Here is a 22193-nt window from a genome sequence, read left to right as displayed (position 1 = left end):
TCCATCTGCGCTGCACCGGTAATCATGTTCTTCACATAGTCGGCGTGGCCTGGGCAGTCTACGTGTGCGTAGTGACGGTTAGCCGTCTCATACTCAACGTGCGCAGTATTGATGGTAATACCACGTGCCTTTTCTTCAGGCGCGCTGTCAATTTGATCGTAACCTTTGGCTTCGCCACCGAATTTCTTCGACAGAATCGTGGTGATCGCAGCTGTCAGCGTTGTCTTGCCGTGGTCAACGTGACCAATCGTGCCTACGTTTACGTGCGGCTTCGTCCGCTCGAATTTTTCTTTTGCCATGACCGTTCCTTAGATTTTCGAATTCCAGAAGACTGGAGCCCATGACCAGATTTGAACTGGTGACCTCTCCCTTACCAAGGGAGTGCTCTACCCCTGAGCTACATGGGCCTAACCTGATGGTGGAGCGGGTGAAGGGAATCGAACCCTCGTCGTAAGCTTGGAAGGCTTCTGCTCTACCATTGAGCTACACCCGCTGAGCCAAGTCAGTAAAAACTCGCCTCACGGATCACACTTCACACCGCAAGCAACTAAATTCTTGGTGGAGGGGGCAGGATTCGAACCTGCGAAGGTATAAACCGCCGGATTTACAGTCCGGACCCGTTGGCCGCTTGGGTAACCCCTCCGAATGAGCCGCGCATTATGGTGATGTTCCCCTGATCTGTCAAACACTATTTCGCACATTTTTTGAGTTTTTTTGAAGAAAATTTACATCGCATTGTTTTTCAAATGAATTTATCTTCAAATTTTTTTCAAATCAGGGCTGCGTGATACGCCAGCAGCGGTGTATGCGCTTATTGCGGAAGTCCTCTGGAATGCTGAAATCGGTGATTTCCGTGCAAAAAAAATCGCTAAAAAGTGCCTGATCCAGTTTGAAGGTACGTAAGTTGTTCGAAAAATACAGTACACCATCCTTCCCGAGCAATTTCATGGATTGCCTGATGAGGTGCGAATGGTCACGCTGGATATCCAAGATATCTTGCATTTTGGCGGAGTTTGAAAAGGAGGGGGGATCCATGACGATCAGGTCGAATTGGTCGCCTTGGTCAACCGCTTCATCCAGATAACGGAACACATCTGCGCGGACGAGCTGGTGGCGGGCCAGATCAATGCCGTTCAATTCGAAGTTCCGCTTTGTCCAATCCTGGTAGGTATTGGACATGTCCACCGTCACGGAGTGGGTGGCCCCGCCTCTGGCCGCATAGACAGAAAAGCTGCCCGTGTAGGCAAACAGGTTCAGAAAGCGTTTTCCAGGGGCCTCAAGCTGGACTCTTGCGCGTGTCGGGCGATGATCCAGAAATAGGCCCGTATCAAGGTACCGATCCAGATTGACGATGAAGCGGTGCCCGCCCTCCTCTACCACGAAATCTTCGCCATCATTTCCAGTCATTTCGTACTGAGAGACGCCACGCTGCCGCCGCCGTTGTTTCAGCGATACTGCTTCAAGCCCAAGCCCCAGTACGGTCGCTACGCTTTGTCTGGCACTGGCCAGCCATTGCAGGTAGTCGTTTTCGTCGAGCTGCCAGCCGGTATCGACCTCCTGCAGGTGGGCGCGTTGTCCGTATAGGTCAACGATGAAGGGGAATTCGGGGACATCCCGATCATAGAGCCGATAGGCCATGATGCCGTTCCGGCGGGCCCATTTGCTCCAGTGTTTATGGTTTTTACGAAGGCGATTTTCGAATACAACGAAGTCAGACATGGGATTTCAAGTTTTGGCGTGGTGATCAAGCATGTGTTGGTAGACGGCTTCGGGGACGTATTGACGCACGACGTCTTCCCAGCCAAGCGGGCCGACCAGCCCTTTGACCATTGTCGAGCTGACCTCGGCAATTTCTCTGGGCGGCATCAGGAAGACGGTATCGACGTCGTTGAACAGGTCACCATTGATGTAGCGCATGGTGCGCTCGAACTCGTAGTCGCTGGGCGAACGGATGCCACGCAGAATGTAGTTGGCGCCGATTGATTTGGCGTAATTGACCAGGAACTGATTTTCAAATGATTCCACCCGCAGGTGGGGTAGATGGCGGGTGCAATCTTTGATCATGACTTTGCGCTCGCCAACGGAAAAGGTATAGCGCTTGTCTGGGTTCACGCCGATCGCGACCACCAGCTCATCAAACAGTTTTACACCGGCTTCAATCATCCAGAGATGCCCTTTGGTCACCGGGTCGAAACTGCCTGCATAGACTGCTCGCCTCATGATCATCCTTCTCATAAGTTGGTCATTTCCTAGGCGGGTGAAACGCGCCCGCAGCAGATATATTGCATGGCGTCCGCCATGATGTTTGATGTCCAATATAACATGCTCTGCGACAAGCGATGGCGATACCCCGTCAGATGGCGAGCTGGCGAGGGTGCTGAGTAGCCGGATTTTATTGACACAATCCAGCGTAGGTTATGAAATCATGCCACCGGGATCCGGTCTTGTATTAACCTATTGCGACGCATTAACGCACTCGGGAGCCATGTCTATGTTACAGCTTCATTTCTGTCGTTTTATGCCGATAATCGCATTTATTTATTCAATCCCAAGCGCGGCTGATATTGTCATTGGCCAATCCGCGCCGTTGAGTGGGCTGGCAGCGGACGCGGGCAATGACCTTGCGCAGGGCACTCGGGCCTATCTTGCTTTCATCAACGCAAGTGGGGGCATTCATGGCCAGACTATCAAACATATCGTCAAGGACGATCAGTACCTGCCTGGGGCGACCGACATCAATACGGGCATTCTGATTGAGCAGGAGAATGCGCTGGCGCTGGTCAGCTATTTTGGCACGGCCAATGTCTCGTCCTTGCTGCAGCAGAATGTGCTGGGCAAGGCAAGCATCCCGCTGGTGGGCATCTATAGTGGTGCAAACAGCCTGCGCGAACATGGCTCACCTTATCTGTTCCACACTCGGGCCGGCTACTCCGAAGAGGTCGATAAGATTGTGACCATCTTGAAAAGCCTAGGTGTAGATGAGCTGGGTGCTTTGTTTCAAGACGATGCCTTTGGCAAGGCAGGGCTGGACGCCACCAAGCGGTCCTTGCTCAAGCAAGGGTTGAAACTGGGGCCGACCGAGAGCTATGAGAAGAACACGGACAATGTCGAGGAAGCGGCCCAGACGCTGGCCAAGGCGAACCCGCCCGCTATTTTGCTGATCTCGCTGACCCGGCCTGCCGCCAATTTCATCAAGCTGTTCAGGCAGCACGGTGGCAAGTCTCAACTGTTTTGCCTGTCCACAGTCAACCATGAGGAGCTGATCCGGCTGAACGGGGCCGCCAGTGTGGCGGGCTTGGGTGTGTCTCAGGTCTACCCTGGGCTGGATGCCTCTCATATCAAGGTCGTCAAGGAGTACCGGGAGGTGATGAAGAAATTCGCACCCAATGCCAGATTATCGTATGCCTCGTTGGAGGGATTCATCAATGCCAAGGTGCTGGTCGAGGGCATCAAGCGGGCTGGCAACAAGCCCACCAGGGAAAGTGTGCGCAGGGCGCTGGATGAGATGCACGATCTGGACTTGGGCAACTTCAAGATCGACTTCACCGACCGGCAACATCGCGGGTCACGATTTGTCGAGCTGACCATGCTGAACCAACAAGGGCAGTTGACCCGTTGATGGCATTCAAAAAAAGGCCGCTATTCCTAGCGGCCTTTCGATTGGTGAGCCCGCCGCCTGCTTAGTTGATTTCCTCAACCCGGTGGCATGCCACGATACGCTCGTCGATTGTCCGCAGCATCGGTACTTCCTGCTTGCAGCGGTCAACCGCATGTGGGCAACGCTTATGGAATGCGCAACCGGAGGGCGGATTCAACGGGCTGGGCAGCTCGCCTTGGATCTTGATCTTCTGCCGGCGGTCTTCCTCACGGATGGCAGGTGTCGCGGATAGCAGCGCCTGGGTATACGGATGCAGGGGACGGCTGTAGATCTTGTCCCGCTGGCCATACTCCACCGTCGAGCCCAAGTACATCACCATGACATCATCGGCCACGTGCTCGACCACGGCCAAGTTGTGTGAGATGAATACGTAGGCGATCTTGAATTCATCCTGCAGATCCATGAACAGGTTCAGGATCTGCGCCTGAATCGACACATCCAGCGCGGAAACCGGCTCATCGGCCACTACGATCTTGGGGTTCAGGATCATGGCCCGGGCAATCGCCACACGCTGACGCTGTCCACCTGAGAACATATGTGGGTAGCGGTGGAAATGCTCTGGCCGCAAGCCCACTTTGGCCATGATGGCCTTTACCTTGTCATCCCGCTCAGCCTTGGACAAGCTGGTATTGATCAGCAACGGCTCATCCAGCACGGCACCGATCTGTTTGCGCGGATTCAATGAAGCATAGGGGTTCTGGAACACCATCTGCACCGTAGGGCGCATTTTCTTCAGTGTTGCGCTGTCGGCAGCAGCGATATCCACCCCATCAATGGTCAAATGACCACTGGTAGGCTGCTCGACCATGGTCAGCTGGCGCGCCAAGGTGGATTTGCCACAGCCGGATTCACCCACCACGGCCAGCGTGCGGCCCGCTTCCAGCCCAAATGACACGTTGTTCAATGCCTTGACCGTCGCCTGGCCCTTCATGAAGCCACGGGAGACGTGATAGTGGCGCGAGAGTTCTTTCGCGATCAGTACCTTGCTCATACTGTCGGCTTCCCTTCATCATTCAGTGGGGTAAAACAGCGCACACCAAGCCCGCCCTGCACCTGGATTGTGGGTTGCTCGCCGTGGCAACGCGCCTGGACGTGCGGACAACGCGGGCTGAGCAGACAGCCCTTGGGGCGGTCATAGTGGCCGGGTACGATGCCTGGCAAGGTGGACAGGCGATGCGCCCCTTTGCTGTGCTCGGGAATGGATGCCAGCAGCGCCTGGGTATAGGGATGGCGTGGGCGCTCGAAAATGTCAGGGACACGACTCGATTCGACCAGCTGGCCGGCATACATGACATTGACGCGATGAGCGACTTCAGCCACCACCGCCAGATCGTGCGTGATCATGATCAGTGCCATGTTCTGGCGCTTTTGCAGGTTCACCAGCAGATCCATGATCTGGGCCTGGATAGTTACATCCAACGCGGTCGTCGGCTCATCGGCAATCAACAGCTTGGGGCGACAGGCAATGGCCATCGCGATCATCACGCGCTGGCTCATCCCGCCCGACAACTGGTGGGGGTAGGCATTCAGGCGGGAACGGGGATCAGGGATCTCGACCATTTCCAGCAACTCCAACGCCCGCTTGTCCAGCTCCGCACCACGCAAACCCTCGTGGACTTTCAGCACTTCCTTGATCTGATAGCCGACGGTGTAGCTGGGGTTCAGGCTGGAAAGCGCATCCTGGAAGATCATCGCAATGTCTTTGCCAATGATTTTGCGGCGCTCGCGTTCTGAAATCTTCAGCAAGTCCTTCCCATCAAAGACCAACTCATCAGCGGTCACCTTGCCTGGTGCATCGATCAGCCCCATCAAGGCCAACATGGTCACCGACTTGCCCGAGCCGGACTCACCGACCGTGCCGACGATTTCACCACGATCGATTTCAAAGTCGATGCCATCCACCGCCCGGAACGGGTTTTTGCCGCTGCCGAACGAGACAGAGAGATTACGGATTTTCAGCAAACTCATTACTCGTCTCCTTACGCGACACGTTTCAGTTTCGGATCGAGCGCATCACGCAGGCCGTCACCCATCAGGTTCAACGCCAGGACTGACAGCAGGATCGTCAAGCCAGGCATGGTCACAACCCACCATGCCCGCTCGATGTAGTCTCGAGCGGAGGACAGCATGGTGCCCCATTCGGGCAACGGTGGTTGCGCGCCCAGGCCCAGGAAGCCCAGCGCAGCGGCATCCAGGATGGCGGACGAGAAGCCCAAGGTGGCTTGGACGATGATTGGCGCCATGCAGTTGGGCAGGACAGCGTTGAACATCAGGCGGAACGTGCCCGCCCCGGCCACGCGGGAGGCGACGACATATTCACGGTTGATCTCCGCCATCGCGGAAGCGCGGGTCAGGCGGACATAGTTGGGCAGGCTGACCAAGGCAATCGCCAGCATGGTTTTGAACAAGCTGGGGTTGATATGAAAGAACTGCTCGACCGCTGTATCGAATTCTTCATAACTGAGAATGGACACGATGGCTACGGCCAGCAACAAGCTGGGCAAGGCCAACAGAATATCCATCATCCGCATGATGGGGGTGTCGAGCTTTGGAAAGAATGCGGCAACCAGCCCCAGTATGATGCCTGGGATCATCGACATGATCACCGACACCAGACCGATCGACAGCGACAGACGTGCGCCATGGATCAGGCGAGATAGGATGTCGCGCCCCAGATCATCTGTTCCCAGCAGGAACTGGGTGGACCCACCAGCCTGCCAGAATGGGGGCGCCAGCATATGGTCGCGATACTGCTCGATCGGGTTGTGTGGCGCTACCCAAGGGGCAAAGATGGCACAGATGATCAGTGCCAGCATGAACAAGCTGGCGATCAGCGCGCCACGGTTGGCGGAAAAGCTTTGCCAGAACTCCTTCAGCGGAGAAGGATAGGACAGCACGGCGGCTTCCGCTTGTTGCTGGCCGCTTGTAGTCGTAGTCATGTCAGCCATGGCTTACCTCGCGTGGCGGATACGTGGGTTGATGACACCGTACATGATGTCCACCAACAAGTTGACGACAATGATGATGGTTGCGGTGATCAGAATGCCGCCCTGGACAACCGGATAGTCGCGGCGGAACACGGCGTCGATCAGCCATTTGCCCACACCAGGCCAGGAGAAGATGGTTTCAGTCAGCACAGCACCGGCAAGCAATGTGCCCACCATCAAGCCAATCACGGTGACGACCGGAATCAACGAGTTACGCAGTGCATGCACCATGATCACACGGGTTTTTGACAAACCCTTGGCCCGTGCGGTGCGGATGTAATCCTCCCGCAGCACTTCCAGCATCGAAGAGCGGGTCATGCGGGCGATCACCGCCATGGGGATGGTTCCCAACACAATCGATGGCAGAATCAGGTGGCGCAGTGCGGACAAAAAGGCCCCCTCTTCGTCGGACAGCAGCGTATCAACCAGCAACAAACCGGTCTTGGGCACGATGTCGTAATCCAGCGAGATCCGCCCGGACACCGGCGTCCAGCCTAGTGTGACGGAGAACAGGATGATCAGCATCAGCCCCCACCAGAAAATCGGCATCGAATAGCCTGTCAATGCTGCGCCCATCACGGTGTGATCAATGACAGAGCCCCGCTTGATCGCCGCCACAATGCCTGCCAACAGACCGAAGACCATTGCAAACAGCATCGCGCAGACTGACAGCTCGAAGGTTGCCGGGAACAGTTTCAGAAATTCACCCACCACCGGCTCTTTGGTGATCAGCGAATTACCCAGATTGCCTTGCAGGGCATTGGTCAGGTAATGCAGGTATTGCTGCCAGAGCGGGAGATCGAGCCCCAGGTTATGCATGGCGGCCTTGTACATCTCCGGGTCCAGTCGGCGTTCGCCAACCATGACCAGTACGGGGTCGCCGGGGAGCAGGTGGATCAGGCCGAAAGCGATCAGCGTGATCCCGAGGAAGGTAGGAATGACCATTCCGATCTTCCTGAGGATAAAGGAGAGCATGGCGTCAACCTTTGTTGAAGGCGTCGCAAACCAGCGCAGCAGACCATAGAAAAGAGCGTACTGCACAAAAGACCAGTTCAGTACCTTTTTACAACCTACTGCTGCGTGTATGGCAACAGCCCGTGGTGTCCATCATCTGGGCTGGATCAGGCGCTGTTGACAAGGCTCACCACGCGTGCCGAAACCTTGTCTTCCGTACCTGGCCAACCCACCACGAAAAGTGGGGCGGATATTACCCGTTTGACTGTGAAACAACAACTTGAATCAAATGGCTTTCCCTAGTACATGCAAAAAGCATTTCGTGTTATTGCACTGCAAAAAAACGGGCCAACTGAACGCCAGCCCGTTGTTTCAAGCCATCTCAGGTAGTTATTTTATTTGCACGCCCCAATAGTGGTTGTTACCAAGTGGTGACAATTTATAGCCATTTACATTTTTACTCATCGCCACGAACATGGTCGGGTGCGCCAAGGTCAGCCAAGGCGCGGCATCCTTGAATACCTTTTGAGCTTCTAGGTAAAGCTTGGTGCGCTCTTTGGAATCCGAATTGGATTTCGCTTTGTCCAACAATTCATCAAATTTCTTGTCACACCAGCGAGCATAATTTTCGCCGGACTTGGCTGCGACACAAGACAGTAATGGGGTCAGGAAGTTGTCCGGGTCACCATTGTCACCAGCCCAGCCATTGAACACCATATCGTGTTCACCCGCCTTGGCACGCTTCAGCAGCTCACCCCATTCCACAACCTTGATCTCCGCCTCGACACCGATCTTTTTCAGGTCGGCCTGCAGCATCTCTGAGCCCAGTTTCGGGTTGGGGTTGATGGTACCACCGCCAGGGCGTGTCCAGATCGTCGTCTTAAAGCCATTCGGGAACCCGGCCTTGGCCAACAGCTCTTTGGCTTTCTGCGGGTTGTATTCGTAATCCTTGATGTCTTTGTTGTAGCTCCACATCGTGGGCGGGAACGGGTTCACCGCCGGGCTGGCGGCCTCACCGAACAGCGCTTTGATGTAGGACTTCTTGTCAAATGCCATGGAGATGGCTTGGCGGACTTCCTTCTTTTCAAATGGCTTGTGTTCCATATTGAATGCCAGGTAACCCGTCATCAGTGCATTCAGCTCTTCGACTTTCAGCTTCGGGTCTTTACGCAGATTAGCAACGTCGTTGGGCAAGGGGTACAACGCAATCTGGCACTCACCAGCCTTCAGCTTCTGGATACGGACTGCGGTGTCTGGTGAAATCGCGAAAATCAGCTTGTCGACGGATGCTTTGCCTTTCCAGTAGTCCTTGTTCGCGTCAAAGCGCAGCTGTGCATCTTTCTCGTAGCGCTTGAAGACGAATGGCCCGGTGCCGATCGGCAATTGGTTCAGTTGTTGGGTTTTACCAGCCTTCAAGAGCTGGTCGCCATACTCGGCTGAGAAAATCGATGCAAAGCCCATGGCGAGGTCGGCCAGGAATGGCGCTTCCGGCTGGTTCAATGTGAATTTGACGGTATGGGGGTCAACCTTTTCGACCGACTTGATCAGGCTCGGGAACTCCATGCTTTCTGCATAAGGATAGCCACGGGTGCTGACCTTGAACCAGGGATGGTTCTTGTCGAGCATCCGGTTGAATGTCCACAGTACATCATCCGCGTTGAATTCACGGCTGGGCTTGAAGTATTCCGTGGTGTGGAATTTCACACCCTTGCGCAGTTGAAAGGTATAGACCAAGCCATCCTTGGAGATGTCCCATTTTTCCGCCAAACCCGGCACGACTTTGGTCGAGCCGCGTTCGAACTCGACCAGACGGTTATGAATGGTTTCCGAGGTGGCATCCGCCGTGACTGCGGCAGTGTATTGGGTGATATCGAATCCCTCGGGGCTGGCCTCCGTGCAGACGGTCAGCACATTGGCAGCCTGGGCCGACGCGCCCAAGACGAAGCTCGCGCCCAGCGCCAGCGATAATATGGTTTTGTTTTTCATCATGCTTCTCTCAATCCTATGGGTTGTTATGCCCTGGTGGGCTTGTGTGATGAAAAAAGGACGGGTGAGAACCCGTCCTGATGACGCCGATTCAGGCACTCATTACTTCACGCTGACGCCGTAGAAGCTATTGAGGCCAAATGGGCTGATCTTGAAGCCTTCCACTTCCTTGCGCATCGGCTGGTAAACCGTCGAGTGGGCAATCGTGGTCCAAGGCAACTCTTTCTTGAAGATCTGCTGAGCCTTGGTATAGGCCTCGGTGCGTTTCTTCATGTCGGTGGTCTGCTTGCCTTTGACGATCAGCTCGTCGAATTCCTTGTTGCACCATTGTGCGAAGTTGTTACCACCCACGGCTTCACAACCCAGGTTGACGCCCAGCCAGTTGTCTGGGTCACCATTGTCACCTGTCCAGCCCACCAGCATGGTGTCGTGCTCACCGGCTTTACCACGCTTCAGGTACTCGCCCCACTCGTAGGTGGTGATCTTGCCCTTGATGCCGACCTTGGCCCAGTCAGCTTGAATCATCTCGGCCATCAGCTTGGCATTGGGGTTGTATGGGCGCTGTACAGGCATGGCCCACAGGGTGATCTCGGTGCCTTCCGCCACGCCCGCCTTCTTCAGCAGCTCTTTGGCTTTCTCGGGGTTGTAAGCCGCGTCTTTCAGGCTCTTGTCGTATGACCATTGGGTCGGCGGCATCGGATTGGTGGCGGGCTGGCCAGCACCTTGATAGACCGCATCAATGATGGCCTTCTTGTTGATTGCCATTTCCAGTGCCTGACGCACCTCGGTCTTATCCAGCGGCTTATGTGTCACGTTGTATGCCAGGTAGCCCAGGTTGAAACCGGCCTGGTTCGGCACCACCAGCTTAGGATCGGCTTTCAATACCGCCAGATCGGCTGGGCGCGGGAACACGGTGACATGGCATTCGCCAGCCTTCAGCTTTTGCATGCGGGTGTTGGCGTCGGTGGTGATCGCAAAAATCAGCTTCTCAAGTTTGACCTCACCCTTGCGCCAGTAGTCCTTATTGGCCTCAAAGCGGATGGTGGCGTCTTTCTGGTAGCTCTTGAAGACGAACGGGCCCGTGCCGATCGGATGCTGATTCAGCTGTTGTGGCTTGCCCTCTTTGAGCAGCTTGTCGGCATACTCGGCTGACAGGATCGAGGCAAAGCTCATTGCCAAGTTCTGGATGAAAGGCGCGTCAATTTTCTTCAGAACGAATTTGACGGTATAGGGATCAACCTTTTCCAGCTTGGTGATGTTGTTGTCCATGCCCATGTCGGACGCGTAGGGGAACTCCACAGGCGCGGCCTTACGGAAGGGCTGCTCTTTGTCGATCATCCGGGAAAAGGTGAACACCACGTCGTCGGCGTTGAATTCACGTGTCGGCTTGAAGCTCTCGCTACTGTGGAACTTGACGCCTTTACGCAGTTTGAAGGTATAAACCAAGCCATCCGGAGAAATCTCCCAGCTTTCCGCCAAGCCAGGCTGCACCTTCGTGCTGCCACGCTCGAACTCAACCAGGCGGTTGTAGACGGTTTCAGCAGAAGCGTCGAAAGTCGTGCCGGATGTATAGGGGCCGGGGTCGAAACCTTCGGGGCTGGCTTCAGAGCAGAACACGAGCGTTTTTCCAGCGGCATGGCTTTGGACAGCGCCACAAGCCAGGGCAGCCGCAATGGCCAGTTTCAAAAGTCGGTTTTGCATCTCTTTCCTCTCAGACTTGATTTATGTCATACCGATGTCATGGGCGGGCGCCCAATAGCATGGCCGCTTTCAAGCAGATGGTGTTTCGATTCCGCTTGAGCGAGGCAGGCGATGGATGGATCACCTGCATATTCCTGCTGCGCATCACGTTGGGTGCGCCATCGTGGCACAGCAGGGCCGGACATCCGGCGGCATTGGGTGCCGCACTGTCACGGGCGCTACACTAACACGCTCAACGGCAATCTGGTAGCGGACAACGGGCGATTGTTGCATCAATCAGACATCGTGCAATGCAGCATGCCAACCCTGCTTCAATATGACAAATTACCGATCTTCAGATATATCAAAGCGGTGGGTGAATTGGACATCTACATGTGTCTCATGTTGACCCGCCTTGGCCACGACCGATAGCCGCTTGCTGATCTGATAGGTGAGCTTCACGGCGGCACTGGCGCTGGTCAGCCCTTGTTCATACGCCAGGTAGGCCCGATCCGACAGCCGCTTGCCCAGGGTGATGACTTGCGTATTCAGCGACAACCCCTGCCCGCCACCCTCGCCCCCCGTCGATGTACCCGCCGCCTTGGCATTGGAGCCCGACCCGATGCCGATCTCATCCAGGCCAAAGGTGTCTGCCAGGGTCTTGGCAAAGGAATTGGCGGCATTGCCGTCCAGCAGACCACTGGCGGCCAGCAACAATGCACCAGCGTCTCCTTGCCCGACATTGGCCCCAGAGTGCCCCAGCACCAACCAGGAGATCTTTTCGGTGTCCGGCATGGCTTCGCTGGAATAGAGCGTCACGCGCGGTGCCTGGGCGGTGCCCGCCACCTGCACACCTACCTCGACCGACAGGTTTTCGCGGATGGCGAGGATGTCCAGGCTGGGATTGTCCAGCGGGCCCTGGAAGTTGATCAGCCCACGTTGTACCGATAGTTTCTGCCCATAGGCGGCGTACCGGCCCTTGGTGACCTCGACGGTGCCGCTGGCGGACAAGGGCCGTCGTGGCGTGGCTTTGATGGCCAACGAGCCGCCCAGGGTGGCATCCAGGCCATAGCCTTGCACCTTGAGCTTCTCGCCCAGATCGAATTCCGCCGTCAGATACAGCGGGAAAGCGGTCGCAGCCTTAGGCTTGCCATTGCCACGGCCCACGATGACCACGTCGTCCCCCAGCGTGGGCATGTCTCCGCGATCCGCCAGGAACATGCCCTCGTCTGCCTTCAACTTGGCATCGAGATGCAACGCGTCTTTGTTCAATTGCATCTGCCCGCTGCCGCTGATCACCAACTGGCGATCCGGGCGGGACAGCACGGTGAAACGGGAAGCCTTGACCTGTAGATCGGCGCTGGGCGCATCGGCAGACAGTGCCAGCGTGCCATTGCCGGACAGCTCGCCTTGACCGGCTTTCAGCGTCAACTGTTTCAGCAGCAACCGGTCTTGTTGCAACTCGGCGCGCAGCTGTCCCTCTTTGAACGCCAGACCACGATCCGGGTCATTGAGCACCAGATCGTTGCCCTGCACCCACCCCAGCAGCTGATGGCGCTGGCTCTGGTATTCGCCGCTGACATCCAACGCCAGGCGGCCTGCCACTCTGACCATCGGCCCGATCAGCGGCCCTGCCCACGCAATCGACGCCATTTCACCGTTGGCACGCCACCGGAGCGGCACCGCTGGTGATAAGCCCCAGCTGTCGTTTTGCCTGTGCAGTGCACCATCCAGCTGCGCACGCAGCCCCCCCAGGGTAGTCGAAGTCAGTTGCGCCTGCGCGTTGATCAGATCCTGCCGGATCTGTACCTGTACCGCGGCATCCGCCAATTGCAGGGGGACGCCCTGGCTATTGTCCACCTCGGTCAACACCAGATCGCCTTGTCTGCGCTTCAACGTAAGCTCGCCGTCCCAATGCTCGGCCATCTGCACACGCCAGCGGGTATCCAGCACCAGCGTGGATTGAATGGGTGGCGGTTGTTCGAGCAGCGACAGCACGCGGGCGGTGTCGATCTGCCCCTGTCCGATCACCTCCAGCCCACTTGGCTGCCACTGCAGCCGGTCGATCTGGATGGGGCTGCCAACGGCCAGGAAAGACGCCGCCTGCAGCGAAACCTGTTCAGCCCCCGCCAAGAGTGGGGCTGGCTGTTGCAGTTTCAATGCATAGCGTCCGGTGTTCTCCAGCTCGGTGAGCTGGCCTTGCCAGACGTTGTCTGCAGACAACGTGCCTGCTAGAGCCAGCTTCAATGCCAGTGGCACCGATTCGATCTGGCCATCCAGCTGCAGGCGGGCCTGGTGTTGGTCGCGAGTGCCCTCCACGGCAAATTGAACACGGTTCACTTGCTTGTCAGCCCAGGCCAGCCCGTTGGCGTTGACGGTGGCATCCAACCGCCCGCCCTGCTCCGCTGCGAAGTGCGCCACCGCCGTCAAGCCAGCGACCTTGACCCCTCCAGGCAGGCTCAGGTTCTGAGATGTGATGTCTGCCTGCAACGCGGGCTGCTTGAGCCGGCCATGAAGTGTGGCCTGGGCCTGGATGCTGCCCGCCAGATGGTATTCGGGCAGGTTCAGATCCGGGGCCTGCAGGTCAAGCGTCAGCTCGTCCCCCGCGCGGCCCAATGCGCCCTTTGCCTGCACACGGTTTGGCCCCGCCACCAGATCGAGCTGCAGCTGCTCGACCCGATCCGCGTCGATCTTGACGCGCCCCTGCCCTTTCATCGACAGGCTGCTGAGCTTGCTCTCCAACAGCTCGAACTGACCCGCCACCTGCCAGGCATCATGCAATGTCCCGGTGGCAGTGGCAGTCAGGTTGATATCGGCAGGGGGAACATTGACGAAGGCTTGTGGCTTGAAATGATCCAAGGCCAGATCCAGCTCGAACGCACGCTGCCCTGCCAGGGCCAACTGGCCGGACAACTCAGCCCTGCCCGCTTGGTGTGTCAGGCGTGCCTGCTCAAGGGCAATCAATGACTGTGGATGCGTCCGTTGCCAATTGGCCTTGGCCGACAGGCTGACCACACCCGCCTGCAGATCAGCCTGCAAAGCGGGGTGTTCCGGCGTGCCAGTCAGCTGCAAGCTGCCGTCGATCTGCATAGGCTGGGCCACACTGTGCAGGGTCTTGGGATTCAGGTGTTTGAGATCGGCGGTCAGTGCCAGCTGGGTCTTGCTGAGCTTGCCATTCAGCAGCACCTGTCCACCATTGCGCTGGATGAGCAGCTGGTCTGCGATGACCACTTCATCGGCGTACCGCAGCCCCCCCTGTACTCGATTGACCGGGATGGCGTGTTCATCCCACCGGCCAGCCTGCCGATTGACCAGGTCGATCTGGCCACGCCAGCCGTGTGGTGCCGGGGTGACCGAAAAGGTGCCATCCAGCAGGGCGCGTGGCGCCCCTGGAACCCAGCCGGGCAGATCCACGGCTTTCAGTTCCCCTTGCAGGTGGTGCACCAAAGCGGCCAGGTTGGGCGCAAAAGGGGCGATCTCGCCCGCCAGCCGCATCCGCGCCTCGCCACTCTGGCCGTTCAGTTGTATCTGCAACTGCCGGAGATCGCCACCTAATGTGGCTTGTGCCGTAACCGGGTGGTCGCTGATGCCCCCTTGGGCCGTCAGCTGTGCGTGCAGCGGGAAAGGGGCATCGCCCTGTAAGGTGAGCTGGCCACTGCCGCGCCCCCAAGGGCTGGTCAATGCCTGCAATTGCAGCTGGTGTTGGGCACCGTCGCTCTGCAGGCTGGCCGACAAACCTGACAGCAGCAGGTTTTCCTGCACCAGTTTCAGCTGCCCCAGTTGCACCTGCCGCGCCCGAATGGCCAGTGGCAATCGCAGCGTTGTCGGTAATGTCGTGGGCTCGTTGCTGGGGGGCAGATCCAATATCAACGTCTGCGCCGACAACTGATCGACCACCAATGATCGACCCACCAGCAGTGACGGGCGCCAATCCAGCACCAGTTGGCTGAATTGAATCCGCTGCTGGCCCAGGCGAATATCACCCTCTGCGATCTGCAACCGCTGCCAGAGCGAGCCCTGTAGCCCGGTCAGCTGCACCGCGCCACCAGACAGGCTTTGCACCGCGCTGGCCAGGCGGCTCAAACCAACAGGCGTGGCAGTCAGGCCATACAATATGGTCAGCAGGATCAACACTGACAGCGCCAACCAGGTCAGCGTCTTCATCAGGCGCCGCAGGATTCGCCGCCACCAGGCTGGCTGTGACACCGGGGCCATGGGTTGTTCGACTGGGGCATCCATCAGAAGGCGATCCCCAGTGAGGCGTGCAAGCGCCATTTCTTGACGGCCTCACCATAGGCGAGATCCAGCGCGAACAAACCCACCTTGCTTTGATAACGGGCACCCACGCCATAGCCGCGTTTCAAGGTGAATCCATCCCAGGCCTGGCTGGCATTGCCAGCATCTGCGAACAGCGCGGCACGCCAGTTGTGTGCCACTGGGCGCTGCAGCTCAAGTGAAACCGTGGCCATGACATCACCAGGCGCGATCCCGCCCTCTTGCTGGATACCCAGGCTCTCGAACGCATAGCCCCGCACCGAGCCGGAGCCCCCCGCCCGGAACAACCAATCGAGCGGTACGCGGCTGACATCCTGCGACACCACCTGCCCGATCTCGCCTCTGGCCTGCAGCAGGAACTGCTTACCAAGCGGCCAGTACAGCGCTGTCCGTGCGTAGCCGCGCACAAAGCTGGTGTCCGACAACACCCCACGGGCGGCACCGGCCAATTGCACCTCCAGCACATTGCCCCGGCGCGGGTCCAGCACATTGTCCACATCCCGCCTGACCCATTTATAACCAGCGGTCAGCGCTTTATTGATCTTTCTGTCCTCACCCAGCTGCGAGCGCTCAGTCAGATAATTCAGCTGATAGGTCAAACCGATGCCGTTACGAGTGCGGGTGCGTGACACCCCTGTTTCAACCTTACTCAGCGACAGGCCTTGGCTTTCTGCTTGGCGGCTGCGGATGAACACACCATCGTAGTAGCCCCGCTCATTACGCGGGAAGTCGATGCCTGTCTCCAGCTCGCGTTGCGTGCGCTCCACCGCCACCCTGGCGCGATACAGCCAGCCACGATCCAGCAGATTGTTGTAGCGGTAATCCAGCTCGGTACGGATACCCTTGTCAGTACCATAACCCAGGCTGACACCGATCTTCTGGGCAGGCGCTTCCTTGACGGTCACTGTCACTGGCGCCTGCTCGGCGTGACCAGGGTCGGTGTCCACATCGACATAGACTGAATCGAAATACGGTGTGGATTGCAATGCGGACTGGAATTCGGTGATGCGGGTGTAATCATAAGGGGCACCTGGTGACTGCGCCCACAGATTGTCCACCAGGCTGCGCGGGTAACGCTTCAAGCCCACTACCGTCAACGGCCCCAACGTAAAGCGAGGGCCGCTGTCGTACACCACCCGCAGATTGGCGGTGGCCTTGGCAGGGTCAATCACCGCCTCGCTGTCGCGGATGTGCGCCGCCGGGAAGCGGTCCACCAACAGGCCTTGCAAGCCATGCCGCTTGGCCGCATCCCAATCTGTCTGGCGAAAGCGATCCCCCGCCTTGAGTGGCCAGCCATGAATCAGCCGCTGCTGTCGGGCTTCGCCATCCGGCTCGCTCAACACCGGCCCGACCAGGGAGATGACCACATCAGTGATGTCTGCAGGCCGCCCAGGCTCGACCTTCATGCTGACCCGCCAGGGAAGGCGGGAGTCGTCCAGCGTCGGGGTGAATACTGGCGACAGGTAACCCTCGGTGGCAAGCAGATCGGCGGCCTGCTTTGGCATGTCACGATAAAGACGACGCAATTGCTCAGGGGTCATCAACTCGCTATCTCGATAGCGCACAACATCCAAATATTGCTCCAGCAAGCTTTGCAAGCCGCTGTCTGGGCTATCGATCTCGACCCGATACGAAAAATCATTGGCCCAGGCAGTTGAAACCAGCCCCGCCCACAACCATACGATCCGCCTTAGTCTTTTTCCCTGCAATGCGCGCCTCGATACATCATTCCATTCAGACGGCTGATTCTACGTGAGGCCATCTACGCAGGAAAAGAAAAAAGCCGCGCCAAGGCGCGGCTGGTTGGATCAGCGTTGTGAATCCGTCATAGGCGGCGCAAAACGACACACCCCACCGAATACCCTGCCCCAAAGGATGAAATCACGCCGACATCCCCTGCCTGCAAATCATCGTGATGACGGTGGAAGGCAATGATGGAGCCTGCGGAGCTGGTGTTGGCAAATTCATCGAGGATCACGGGCGCCTCCTGCTCGGTGGCATCGCGCCCCAGCAGTTTGCGGGCAATCAGCAGATTCATGTTGAGATTCGCCTGATGCAACCAGTAGCGTTTCACATCAGTCGGTGCCAGCTCGATACTGTCCAGGTGTGCCGCAATGTGATCCGCTACCATCGGGCAGACTTCCTTGAACACCTTTCGCCCCTCTTGCATGAACAGCTTGTCGCGCTGCCCAATACCCGACTCATCGAAACGGTTCATGAACCCGAAGTTGTTACGGATGTTGTTGGAGAACTGCGTAGCGAGCCTGGTGCCCAGAATCTCAAAGCTGCCAGGCCGAGCGGCGTGCTCAGCCTCGACCACTACAGCGGTGCAGACATCGCCAAAGATGAAATGGCAGTCGCGGTCGCGGAATTCAAGGTGAGCAGAACAGATCTCCGGATTCACCACCAGCACGGCTCGCGCTGTTCCAGCCTTGACCGCATTCGCGGCCTGCTCGATCCCGAAGGTGGCCGATGAACACGCGACGTTCATATCGAATGCATAGCCATTGCAGCCCAGCGCATTCTGCACTTCGATTGCCATGGCAGGGTAAGGCCGCTGCATATTGGAACACGCCACGATCACGGCGTCGATGTCCTGCGGTGCCTTTCCAGCCCGCTCCAGAGCTTGCTTGGCGGCCATCACCGCCATCTCGGCCTGCAAGGACAATTCATCGTTGCTGCGCTCTGGCACGCAGGGATACATCCGGGCTGGGTCCAGCACACCCGCCTTTTCAACCACATAGCGACGCTTGATCCCCGAGGCTTTTTCGATGAACTCGACGCTGGAAGGCTCCATCATTCGGATCTCCCCAGACTCGATCTGCTCCCGGTTCGTCTCATTGAACCGACGGGCGTACTCATTGAAAGCCGTCACCAATTCTTCGTTGGAAACTTGATGCGGCGGAATATAGAGGCCGGTGCCACTGATGACGACGCGTTGCATGATGATTGGTATCCTGCGAAGCTAAGAAAGGCGCGAATCTTACTAGAAATCATAGGCGCTGTTCAGACAGTTTTCACCTGCTGACATCGGCTCCACTGACACGATTTCACTGGAACTCAGCCCTATGCCCCGACAGATTGTGGCCGTCACATGGCCGCACAATCAGGAGCGCATCTTACCCCGGCTGTCACAGGCTGTGCGCGCTTGAGCCAGCGTTTTCTTGATCCGAGACAAAGTCGGCGTCATCCACTTGACGATTTTCCCTGGCCGGTCGTCTATGCTGAAAAAACGCTCAACCCTCGTGACAACAGGAGACGCCCATCATGAAAATGGACGCGGTATTCGATCATCTTCACCAAATGCCCACTGTGCCCAGTGTGGTGCAGGAACTCATTGCCAGTTTCGACAAGGATGATCTGGATATCGACAGCCTTGCCAAAACCATCAGCCGTGACCAGACCATTTCCGCCAAGGTGCTGCGTCTGGCCAATACCGCCCATTTCGGTGCACCACGGCAGATCGGCTCGATCGAAGATGCCGTCGTGGTGCTGGGTTTCGACAAACTGCGCACCTTGGTGATCGCCTCTGGCGTGGCGGGCATGAAGATCAATATCCCCAACTTCGATAACAAGATGTATTGGGTCAACAACCTGTCCGTGGGCAATTTGTCGAAATGGCTGGCCAAACTGGCCAAATTGAATGGTGAGGTAGCCTTCACCGCTGGGCTGATGCACACGATCGGTCAATTGTTGATGCGCTTGGCCAGCCCGAAGGATGAAGCTGATGTGGATCGGCTGGTGAAGGGCGGGGCAAGCCGTATCCAGTGCGAGCGCAATATCTTTGGTTTTGATCACGCCGAGGTCGGGGCTGAGCTGGCCAGACGCTGGAATTTCCCAGACCATATCCAGACCGCCATCAAAATGCACGCTGCCCCAATGGATGGCGAGCCGTTCTCCGCCCTGGCAGGCATCGTGCATATTGCCGAATACCTGATGATTGGTATCAGCGATGACGTGGATTCGGATGAGTTGAAGTCGAACTTCCCGATTGGCGTCACCCAGCGCCTGGGGCTGAATATCGAGAAAATCTTTGAGGAACTCCCCGCAGTCTGTGAGCAGATGAAAGGCTGGGAATCGCTGGTCAGCGACTGAGCTGGCACCGCTTGGACTCGGCGGGCTCGATTGCGCCCACAAAGCATTTCACACCGCCAACGACAAAGCCCGCTATGGCGGGCTTTGTGTTACTTGCACAACAGCTATTGGCCTTGAGGCTCGCCAGCACTCAGCTGAAGAACGCCTTGACCTTGTCCATCCAGGATTTGGCACGCGGGTTGTGGGTTTCCGAATCTCCTTGGGAAATCGCTTCCAGCTCCCGCAGCAACTCTTTCTGACGCTCGGTCAGGTTGACGGGCGTTTCAACCACCACGTGGCACATCAGATCACCCGGAATCGAACCCCGCACCGGCTTGATGCCCTTGCTCCGTAAGCGGAACACCTTGCCGGACTGAGTTTCCGCAGGGATCTTGATCTTGGCTGCGCCTTCCAGGGTCGGGATCTCGATCTCGCCACCCAAGGCGGCAGTGGTAAAGCTGATCGGCATTTCGCAGTGCAGATCGACACCATCACGCTGGAACACCGAGTGCGGCTTGAGATGCAGCTGGACATACAAATCGCCGCTGGGGCCGCCATTGGTGCCATGCTCGCCCTCGCCCGCCAAGCGGATGCGATCACCTTCGTCGATCCCCGCCGGAATCTTCACTGACAGGGTTTTGTGCGATTTCACACGCCCCGCGCCATGGCAGTCACGGCATGGATCAGGAATGACCTTGCCTGTGCCATGGCAGGTTGGGCAAGTCTGTTGAATCGAGAAAAAGCCCTGCTGCATACGCACCTGGCCGTGGCCACCACAGGTCGAGCAGGTTTTGGCCTGCGTGCCGGGCTTGGCACCACTGCCATCGCAGGTCTTGCACTCGTCCATGGTGGGGATACGGATCTGCTTGTCACACCCCCGCGCTGCCTCCTCAAGGGTGATTTCGAGGTTGTAGCGCAGATCGGCACCACGATACACATTCGAGCGCCCGCCACGGGCCCCGCCAAAAATGTCGCCAAAGATGTCGCCAAAGGCGTCGGCAAATCCACCGAAGCCCGCACCGCCACCACCCATGCCCGCTTGTGGGTCAACCCCGGCGTGGCCATATTGGTCATAGGCTGCGCGCTTTTGGCTGTCGGACAGGATTTCGTAGGCTTCTTTTGCTTCCTTGAATTTCTCTTCAGCTTGCGGATTGTCCGGATTCCGATCCGGGTGATATTTCATCGCCAGCTTACGATAGGCCTTCTTGATATCCTCTTCCGAGGCATCACGATTGATGCCCAATACTTCGTAAAAGTCTTTCTTCGACATGTTCTGTGTCACCTTACATTACTTGGCAGCATGAATGGATCACACCGCGCTCATGCGATTGCCGGCGGCTGTCCCATTCGTTGCAGGAATCGGAAATGTGCCTTCAACGCCAAACCCACAGAGGCGAAACTGTGATATGGCACGTTGAATTCCGCACATGTCTCGCGCACGATGCGACTGATCGCCGGGTAGTGGATATGGCTTACTTTGTGAAATAGATGGTGTTCAACCTGAAAATTTAAACCACCCATGTAAAACGTCGCGAGCCAGCTGGTGGGCGCAAAATCAGCGGTGGTCCGCACCTGATGGATTGCCCATTCGTCCTGCATCTTGCCGTTGCTGTCCGGCTGCAGGAAAGCGGCGCCTTCCACCGTGTGCGCGAGCTGAAAGACCACAGACAGAATGAAGCCGAACAACAGGTGGATACCGACGAAACACACCAGCACCATCCAGACCGGATGGAACAACATGGGCACGACCAAGGTATAACCCACATAAATAAACTTGGTCAGCACGAAATAGGGGGTCTCCCACCAGGCACGCTGTTGCAGGGGAGTATCACCGATCTTGCCACTGAGCAGCTTCTGCCAGTCACTGAACAGCATCCAGTAAAGTGTCAAGAAGCTGTACAGCACCGGTGCATACCAATGTTGTAGGCGGTGCCACGGCTTCCATGGCTGATACGGTGACAAGCGCATCAGACTACCGATGGCAATGTCGTCGTCTTTGCCTTCCACATTGGTGTAGGTGTGATGCAGCATATTGTGTTTCTGGCGCCACATCATCTGGCTGCCGCCGATCACATCCATGCTGGCACCCATTATCCAATTCAGCCAGCGCTTGCCCGAGTAGCTGCCATGTGCGCCGTCATGCATGACGTTGAACGCAATCAACACATACCCCTGTACCAGCCCAAAAGCAGCCAATGCAGCCGTCCACCATTGCTCGACACCCCATACCAGCATGACATAGCTGAAAATGGCCAAGCCATAGGAAAAGACCGTTTTCAAATAGAGCCGCCAATTACCGGTGGCATGCTGGCCCGATGCCGCGAAATAGGCATCCACTCTGCTCTTGAGCTCGTCAAAAAATGGCCCACGAGGGGGAAAACTGATGCGTTGCGTCAATTGTTTCTCCTTGCGCTGCCACTTGCGCATTCATACGGTACTGCGCAGCCAGATCCTTGCTGCAGCCAGCGAAAGCCCCATGTAAAGCAGAACTGATGGCAAATTTTGCTTGGGTCGGGTGCCTGGATTCATTCGCTACATCAATAGTAACTGTACCAGCAAAGCGGTCAACTCCCTATCAA

General features: G+C 57.2%; 16 protein-coding genes and 3 tRNA genes. 2 read left to right on the top strand and 17 right to left on the bottom strand.

What is annotated here, in order from left to right; all coding sequences use genetic code 11:
• From HNQ59_RS07500 to coaD, 6 genes are all read right to left on the bottom strand, one after another.
• Positions 1-299 (bottom strand): GTP-binding protein (locus tag HNQ59_RS07500; RefSeq protein ID WP_246490892.1); only part of this gene is annotated, 299 nt, incomplete at its 3' end.
• Positions 300-332: 33 nt separating this feature from the next.
• Positions 333-407 (bottom strand) — tRNA-Thr (locus HNQ59_RS07495).
• Between the two features lie 12 nt (positions 408-419).
• A tRNA-Gly gene (locus HNQ59_RS07490) sits at positions 420-493 on the bottom strand.
• 63 nt (positions 494-556) lie between these two features.
• Positions 557-643 (bottom strand) — tRNA-Tyr (locus HNQ59_RS07485).
• Positions 644-774: 131 nt separating this feature from the next.
• Positions 775-1719 (bottom strand): class I SAM-dependent methyltransferase, encoded by a 945-nt coding sequence (locus HNQ59_RS07480; protein ID WP_184037210.1) that lies wholly within the window; start codon positions 1717-1719, stop codon positions 775-777.
• A gap of 6 nt (positions 1720-1725) precedes the next feature.
• Entirely contained in the window at positions 1726-2220 is a 495-nt protein-coding gene (gene coaD, locus HNQ59_RS07475; protein WP_184037208.1) for a pantetheine-phosphate adenylyltransferase, read from the bottom strand.
• Positions 2221-2518: 298 nt separating this feature from the next.
• Between coaD and HNQ59_RS07470 the strand changes: the two genes are divergently transcribed.
• A complete protein-coding gene (locus HNQ59_RS07470) occupies positions 2519-3619 on the top strand; it encodes an ABC transporter substrate-binding protein (RefSeq protein ID WP_184037206.1) in 1101 nt (366 codons plus the stop codon).
• A 61-nt stretch (positions 3620-3680) separates the two neighbouring features.
• Here the strand turns inward: HNQ59_RS07470 and HNQ59_RS07465 are convergent, their stop codons facing one another.
• The 9 genes from HNQ59_RS07465 to HNQ59_RS07425 form a co-directional block, all read right to left on the bottom strand.
• Entirely contained in the window at positions 3681-4649 is a 969-nt protein-coding gene (locus HNQ59_RS07465; protein WP_184037204.1) for a peptide ABC transporter ATP-binding protein, read from the bottom strand.
• The gene (locus HNQ59_RS07460) at positions 4646-5626 is read right to left on the bottom strand and encodes an oligopeptide/dipeptide ABC transporter ATP-binding protein (RefSeq protein WP_184037202.1); all 981 of its coding nucleotides are present in this window, start codon (positions 5624-5626) and stop codon (positions 4646-4648) included. The genes HNQ59_RS07465 and HNQ59_RS07460 overlap by 4 nt, the downstream gene beginning before the upstream one ends.
• A gap of 11 nt (positions 5627-5637) precedes the next feature.
• Positions 5638-6597: an ABC transporter permease subunit gene (locus HNQ59_RS07455; RefSeq protein ID WP_184037201.1), complete on the bottom strand. Its 960-nt coding sequence runs from the start codon at positions 6595-6597 to the stop codon at positions 5638-5640.
• A gap of 12 nt (positions 6598-6609) precedes the next feature.
• Complete coding sequence (locus HNQ59_RS07450) at positions 6610-7620, bottom strand: ABC transporter permease subunit (RefSeq protein ID WP_184037199.1); 1011 nt, start codon at positions 7618-7620, stop codon at positions 6610-6612.
• A 369-nt stretch (positions 7621-7989) separates the two neighbouring features.
• Positions 7990-9588, bottom strand: coding sequence for an ABC transporter substrate-binding protein (locus HNQ59_RS07445; RefSeq protein WP_425491369.1), 1599 nt, complete (start codon positions 9586-9588; stop codon positions 7990-7992).
• A 99-nt stretch (positions 9589-9687) separates the two neighbouring features.
• Complete coding sequence (locus tag HNQ59_RS07440; RefSeq protein ID WP_184037197.1) at positions 9688-11286, bottom strand: ABC transporter substrate-binding protein; 1599 nt, start codon at positions 11284-11286, stop codon at positions 9688-9690.
• Between the two features lie 324 nt (positions 11287-11610).
• Positions 11611-15504 (bottom strand): translocation/assembly module TamB domain-containing protein, encoded by a 3894-nt coding sequence (locus tag HNQ59_RS07435; protein ID WP_184037194.1) that lies wholly within the window; start codon positions 15502-15504, stop codon positions 11611-11613.
• Entirely contained in the window at positions 15504-17249 is a 1746-nt protein-coding gene (locus tag HNQ59_RS07430) for an autotransporter assembly complex protein TamA (RefSeq protein WP_184037191.1), read from the bottom strand. Before HNQ59_RS07430 ends, HNQ59_RS07435 begins: the two co-directional genes overlap by 1 nt.
• Positions 17250-17365: 116 nt before the next feature.
• Positions 17366-18484: a beta-ketoacyl-ACP synthase III gene (locus HNQ59_RS07425; protein WP_184037189.1), complete on the bottom strand. Its 1119-nt coding sequence runs from the start codon at positions 18482-18484 to the stop codon at positions 17366-17368.
• Between the two features lie 323 nt (positions 18485-18807).
• Here HNQ59_RS07425 and HNQ59_RS07420 point away from each other — a divergent pair, with 323 nt between their 5' ends.
• Positions 18808-19635 (top strand): HDOD domain-containing protein, encoded by an 828-nt coding sequence (locus tag HNQ59_RS07420; protein WP_184037186.1) that lies wholly within the window; start codon positions 18808-18810, stop codon positions 19633-19635.
• A 130-nt stretch (positions 19636-19765) separates the two neighbouring features.
• Here HNQ59_RS07420 and dnaJ read toward each other — a convergent pair whose 3' ends face one another.
• Both dnaJ and HNQ59_RS07410 read right to left on the bottom strand, forming a co-directional pair.
• Positions 19766-20884 carry a molecular chaperone DnaJ gene (gene dnaJ, locus HNQ59_RS07415; protein WP_184037182.1) on the bottom strand — a complete coding sequence of 373 codons (1119 nt, stop codon included), beginning with the start codon at positions 20882-20884 and terminating at the stop codon, positions 19766-19768.
• 50 nt (positions 20885-20934) lie between these two features.
• Positions 20935-22041, bottom strand: coding sequence for a fatty acid desaturase family protein (locus tag HNQ59_RS07410; protein ID WP_184037179.1), 1107 nt, complete (start codon positions 22039-22041; stop codon positions 20935-20937).
• Between the last annotated feature and the right edge of the window lie 152 nt (positions 22042-22193).

Origin of the sequence: Chitinivorax tropicus, from assembly GCF_014202905.1 — a bacterium.
Lineage (GTDB): Bacteria > Pseudomonadota > Gammaproteobacteria > Burkholderiales > SCOH01 > Chitinivorax > Chitinivorax tropicus.
This window is presented reverse-complemented; position numbering and strand designations above follow the sequence as displayed.

What these genes read in the sequence shown, in the direction of transcription:
- HNQ59_RS07460 (WP_184037202.1), bottom strand. Translation starts at nt 5,626, where the DNA reads ATGAGTTTGCTGAAAATCCGTAATCTCTCTGTCTCGTTCGGCAGCGGC.
- HNQ59_RS07480 (WP_184037210.1), bottom strand. Translation starts at nt 1,719, where the DNA reads ATGTCTGACTTCGTTGTATTCGAAAATCGCCTTCGTAAAAACCATAAA.
- HNQ59_RS07470 (WP_184037206.1), top strand. Translation starts at nt 2,519, where the DNA reads ATGCCGATAATCGCATTTATTTATTCAATCCCAAGCGCGGCTGATATT.
- HNQ59_RS07410 (WP_184037179.1), bottom strand. Translation starts at nt 22,041, where the DNA reads ATGCGCAAGTGGCAGCGCAAGGAGAAACAATTGACGCAACGCATCAGT.
- HNQ59_RS07435 (WP_184037194.1), bottom strand. Translation starts at nt 15,504, where the DNA reads ATGGATGCCCCAGTCGAACAACCCATGGCCCCGGTGTCACAGCCAGCC.
- HNQ59_RS07440 (WP_184037197.1), bottom strand. Translation starts at nt 11,286, where the DNA reads ATGCAAAACCGACTTTTGAAACTGGCCATTGCGGCTGCCCTGGCTTGT.
- coaD (WP_184037208.1), bottom strand. Translation starts at nt 2,220, where the DNA reads ATGAGGCGAGCAGTCTATGCAGGCAGTTTCGACCCGGTGACCAAAGGG.
- HNQ59_RS07445 (WP_425491369.1), bottom strand. Translation starts at nt 9,588, where the DNA reads ATGATGAAAAACAAAACCATATTATCGCTGGCGCTGGGCGCGAGCTTC.
- HNQ59_RS07465 (WP_184037204.1), bottom strand. Translation starts at nt 4,649, where the DNA reads ATGAGCAAGGTACTGATCGCGAAAGAACTCTCGCGCCACTATCACGTC.
- dnaJ (WP_184037182.1), bottom strand. Translation starts at nt 20,884, where the DNA reads ATGTCGAAGAAAGACTTTTACGAAGTATTGGGCATCAATCGTGATGCC.
- HNQ59_RS07420 (WP_184037186.1), top strand. Translation starts at nt 18,808, where the DNA reads ATGAAAATGGACGCGGTATTCGATCATCTTCACCAAATGCCCACTGTG.
- HNQ59_RS07450 (WP_184037199.1), bottom strand. Translation starts at nt 7,620, where the DNA reads ATGCTCTCCTTTATCCTCAGGAAGATCGGAATGGTCATTCCTACCTTC.
- HNQ59_RS07425 (WP_184037189.1), bottom strand. Translation starts at nt 18,484, where the DNA reads ATGCAACGCGTCGTCATCAGTGGCACCGGCCTCTATATTCCGCCGCAT.
- HNQ59_RS07455 (WP_184037201.1), bottom strand. Translation starts at nt 6,597, where the DNA reads ATGACTACGACTACAAGCGGCCAGCAACAAGCGGAAGCCGCCGTGCTG.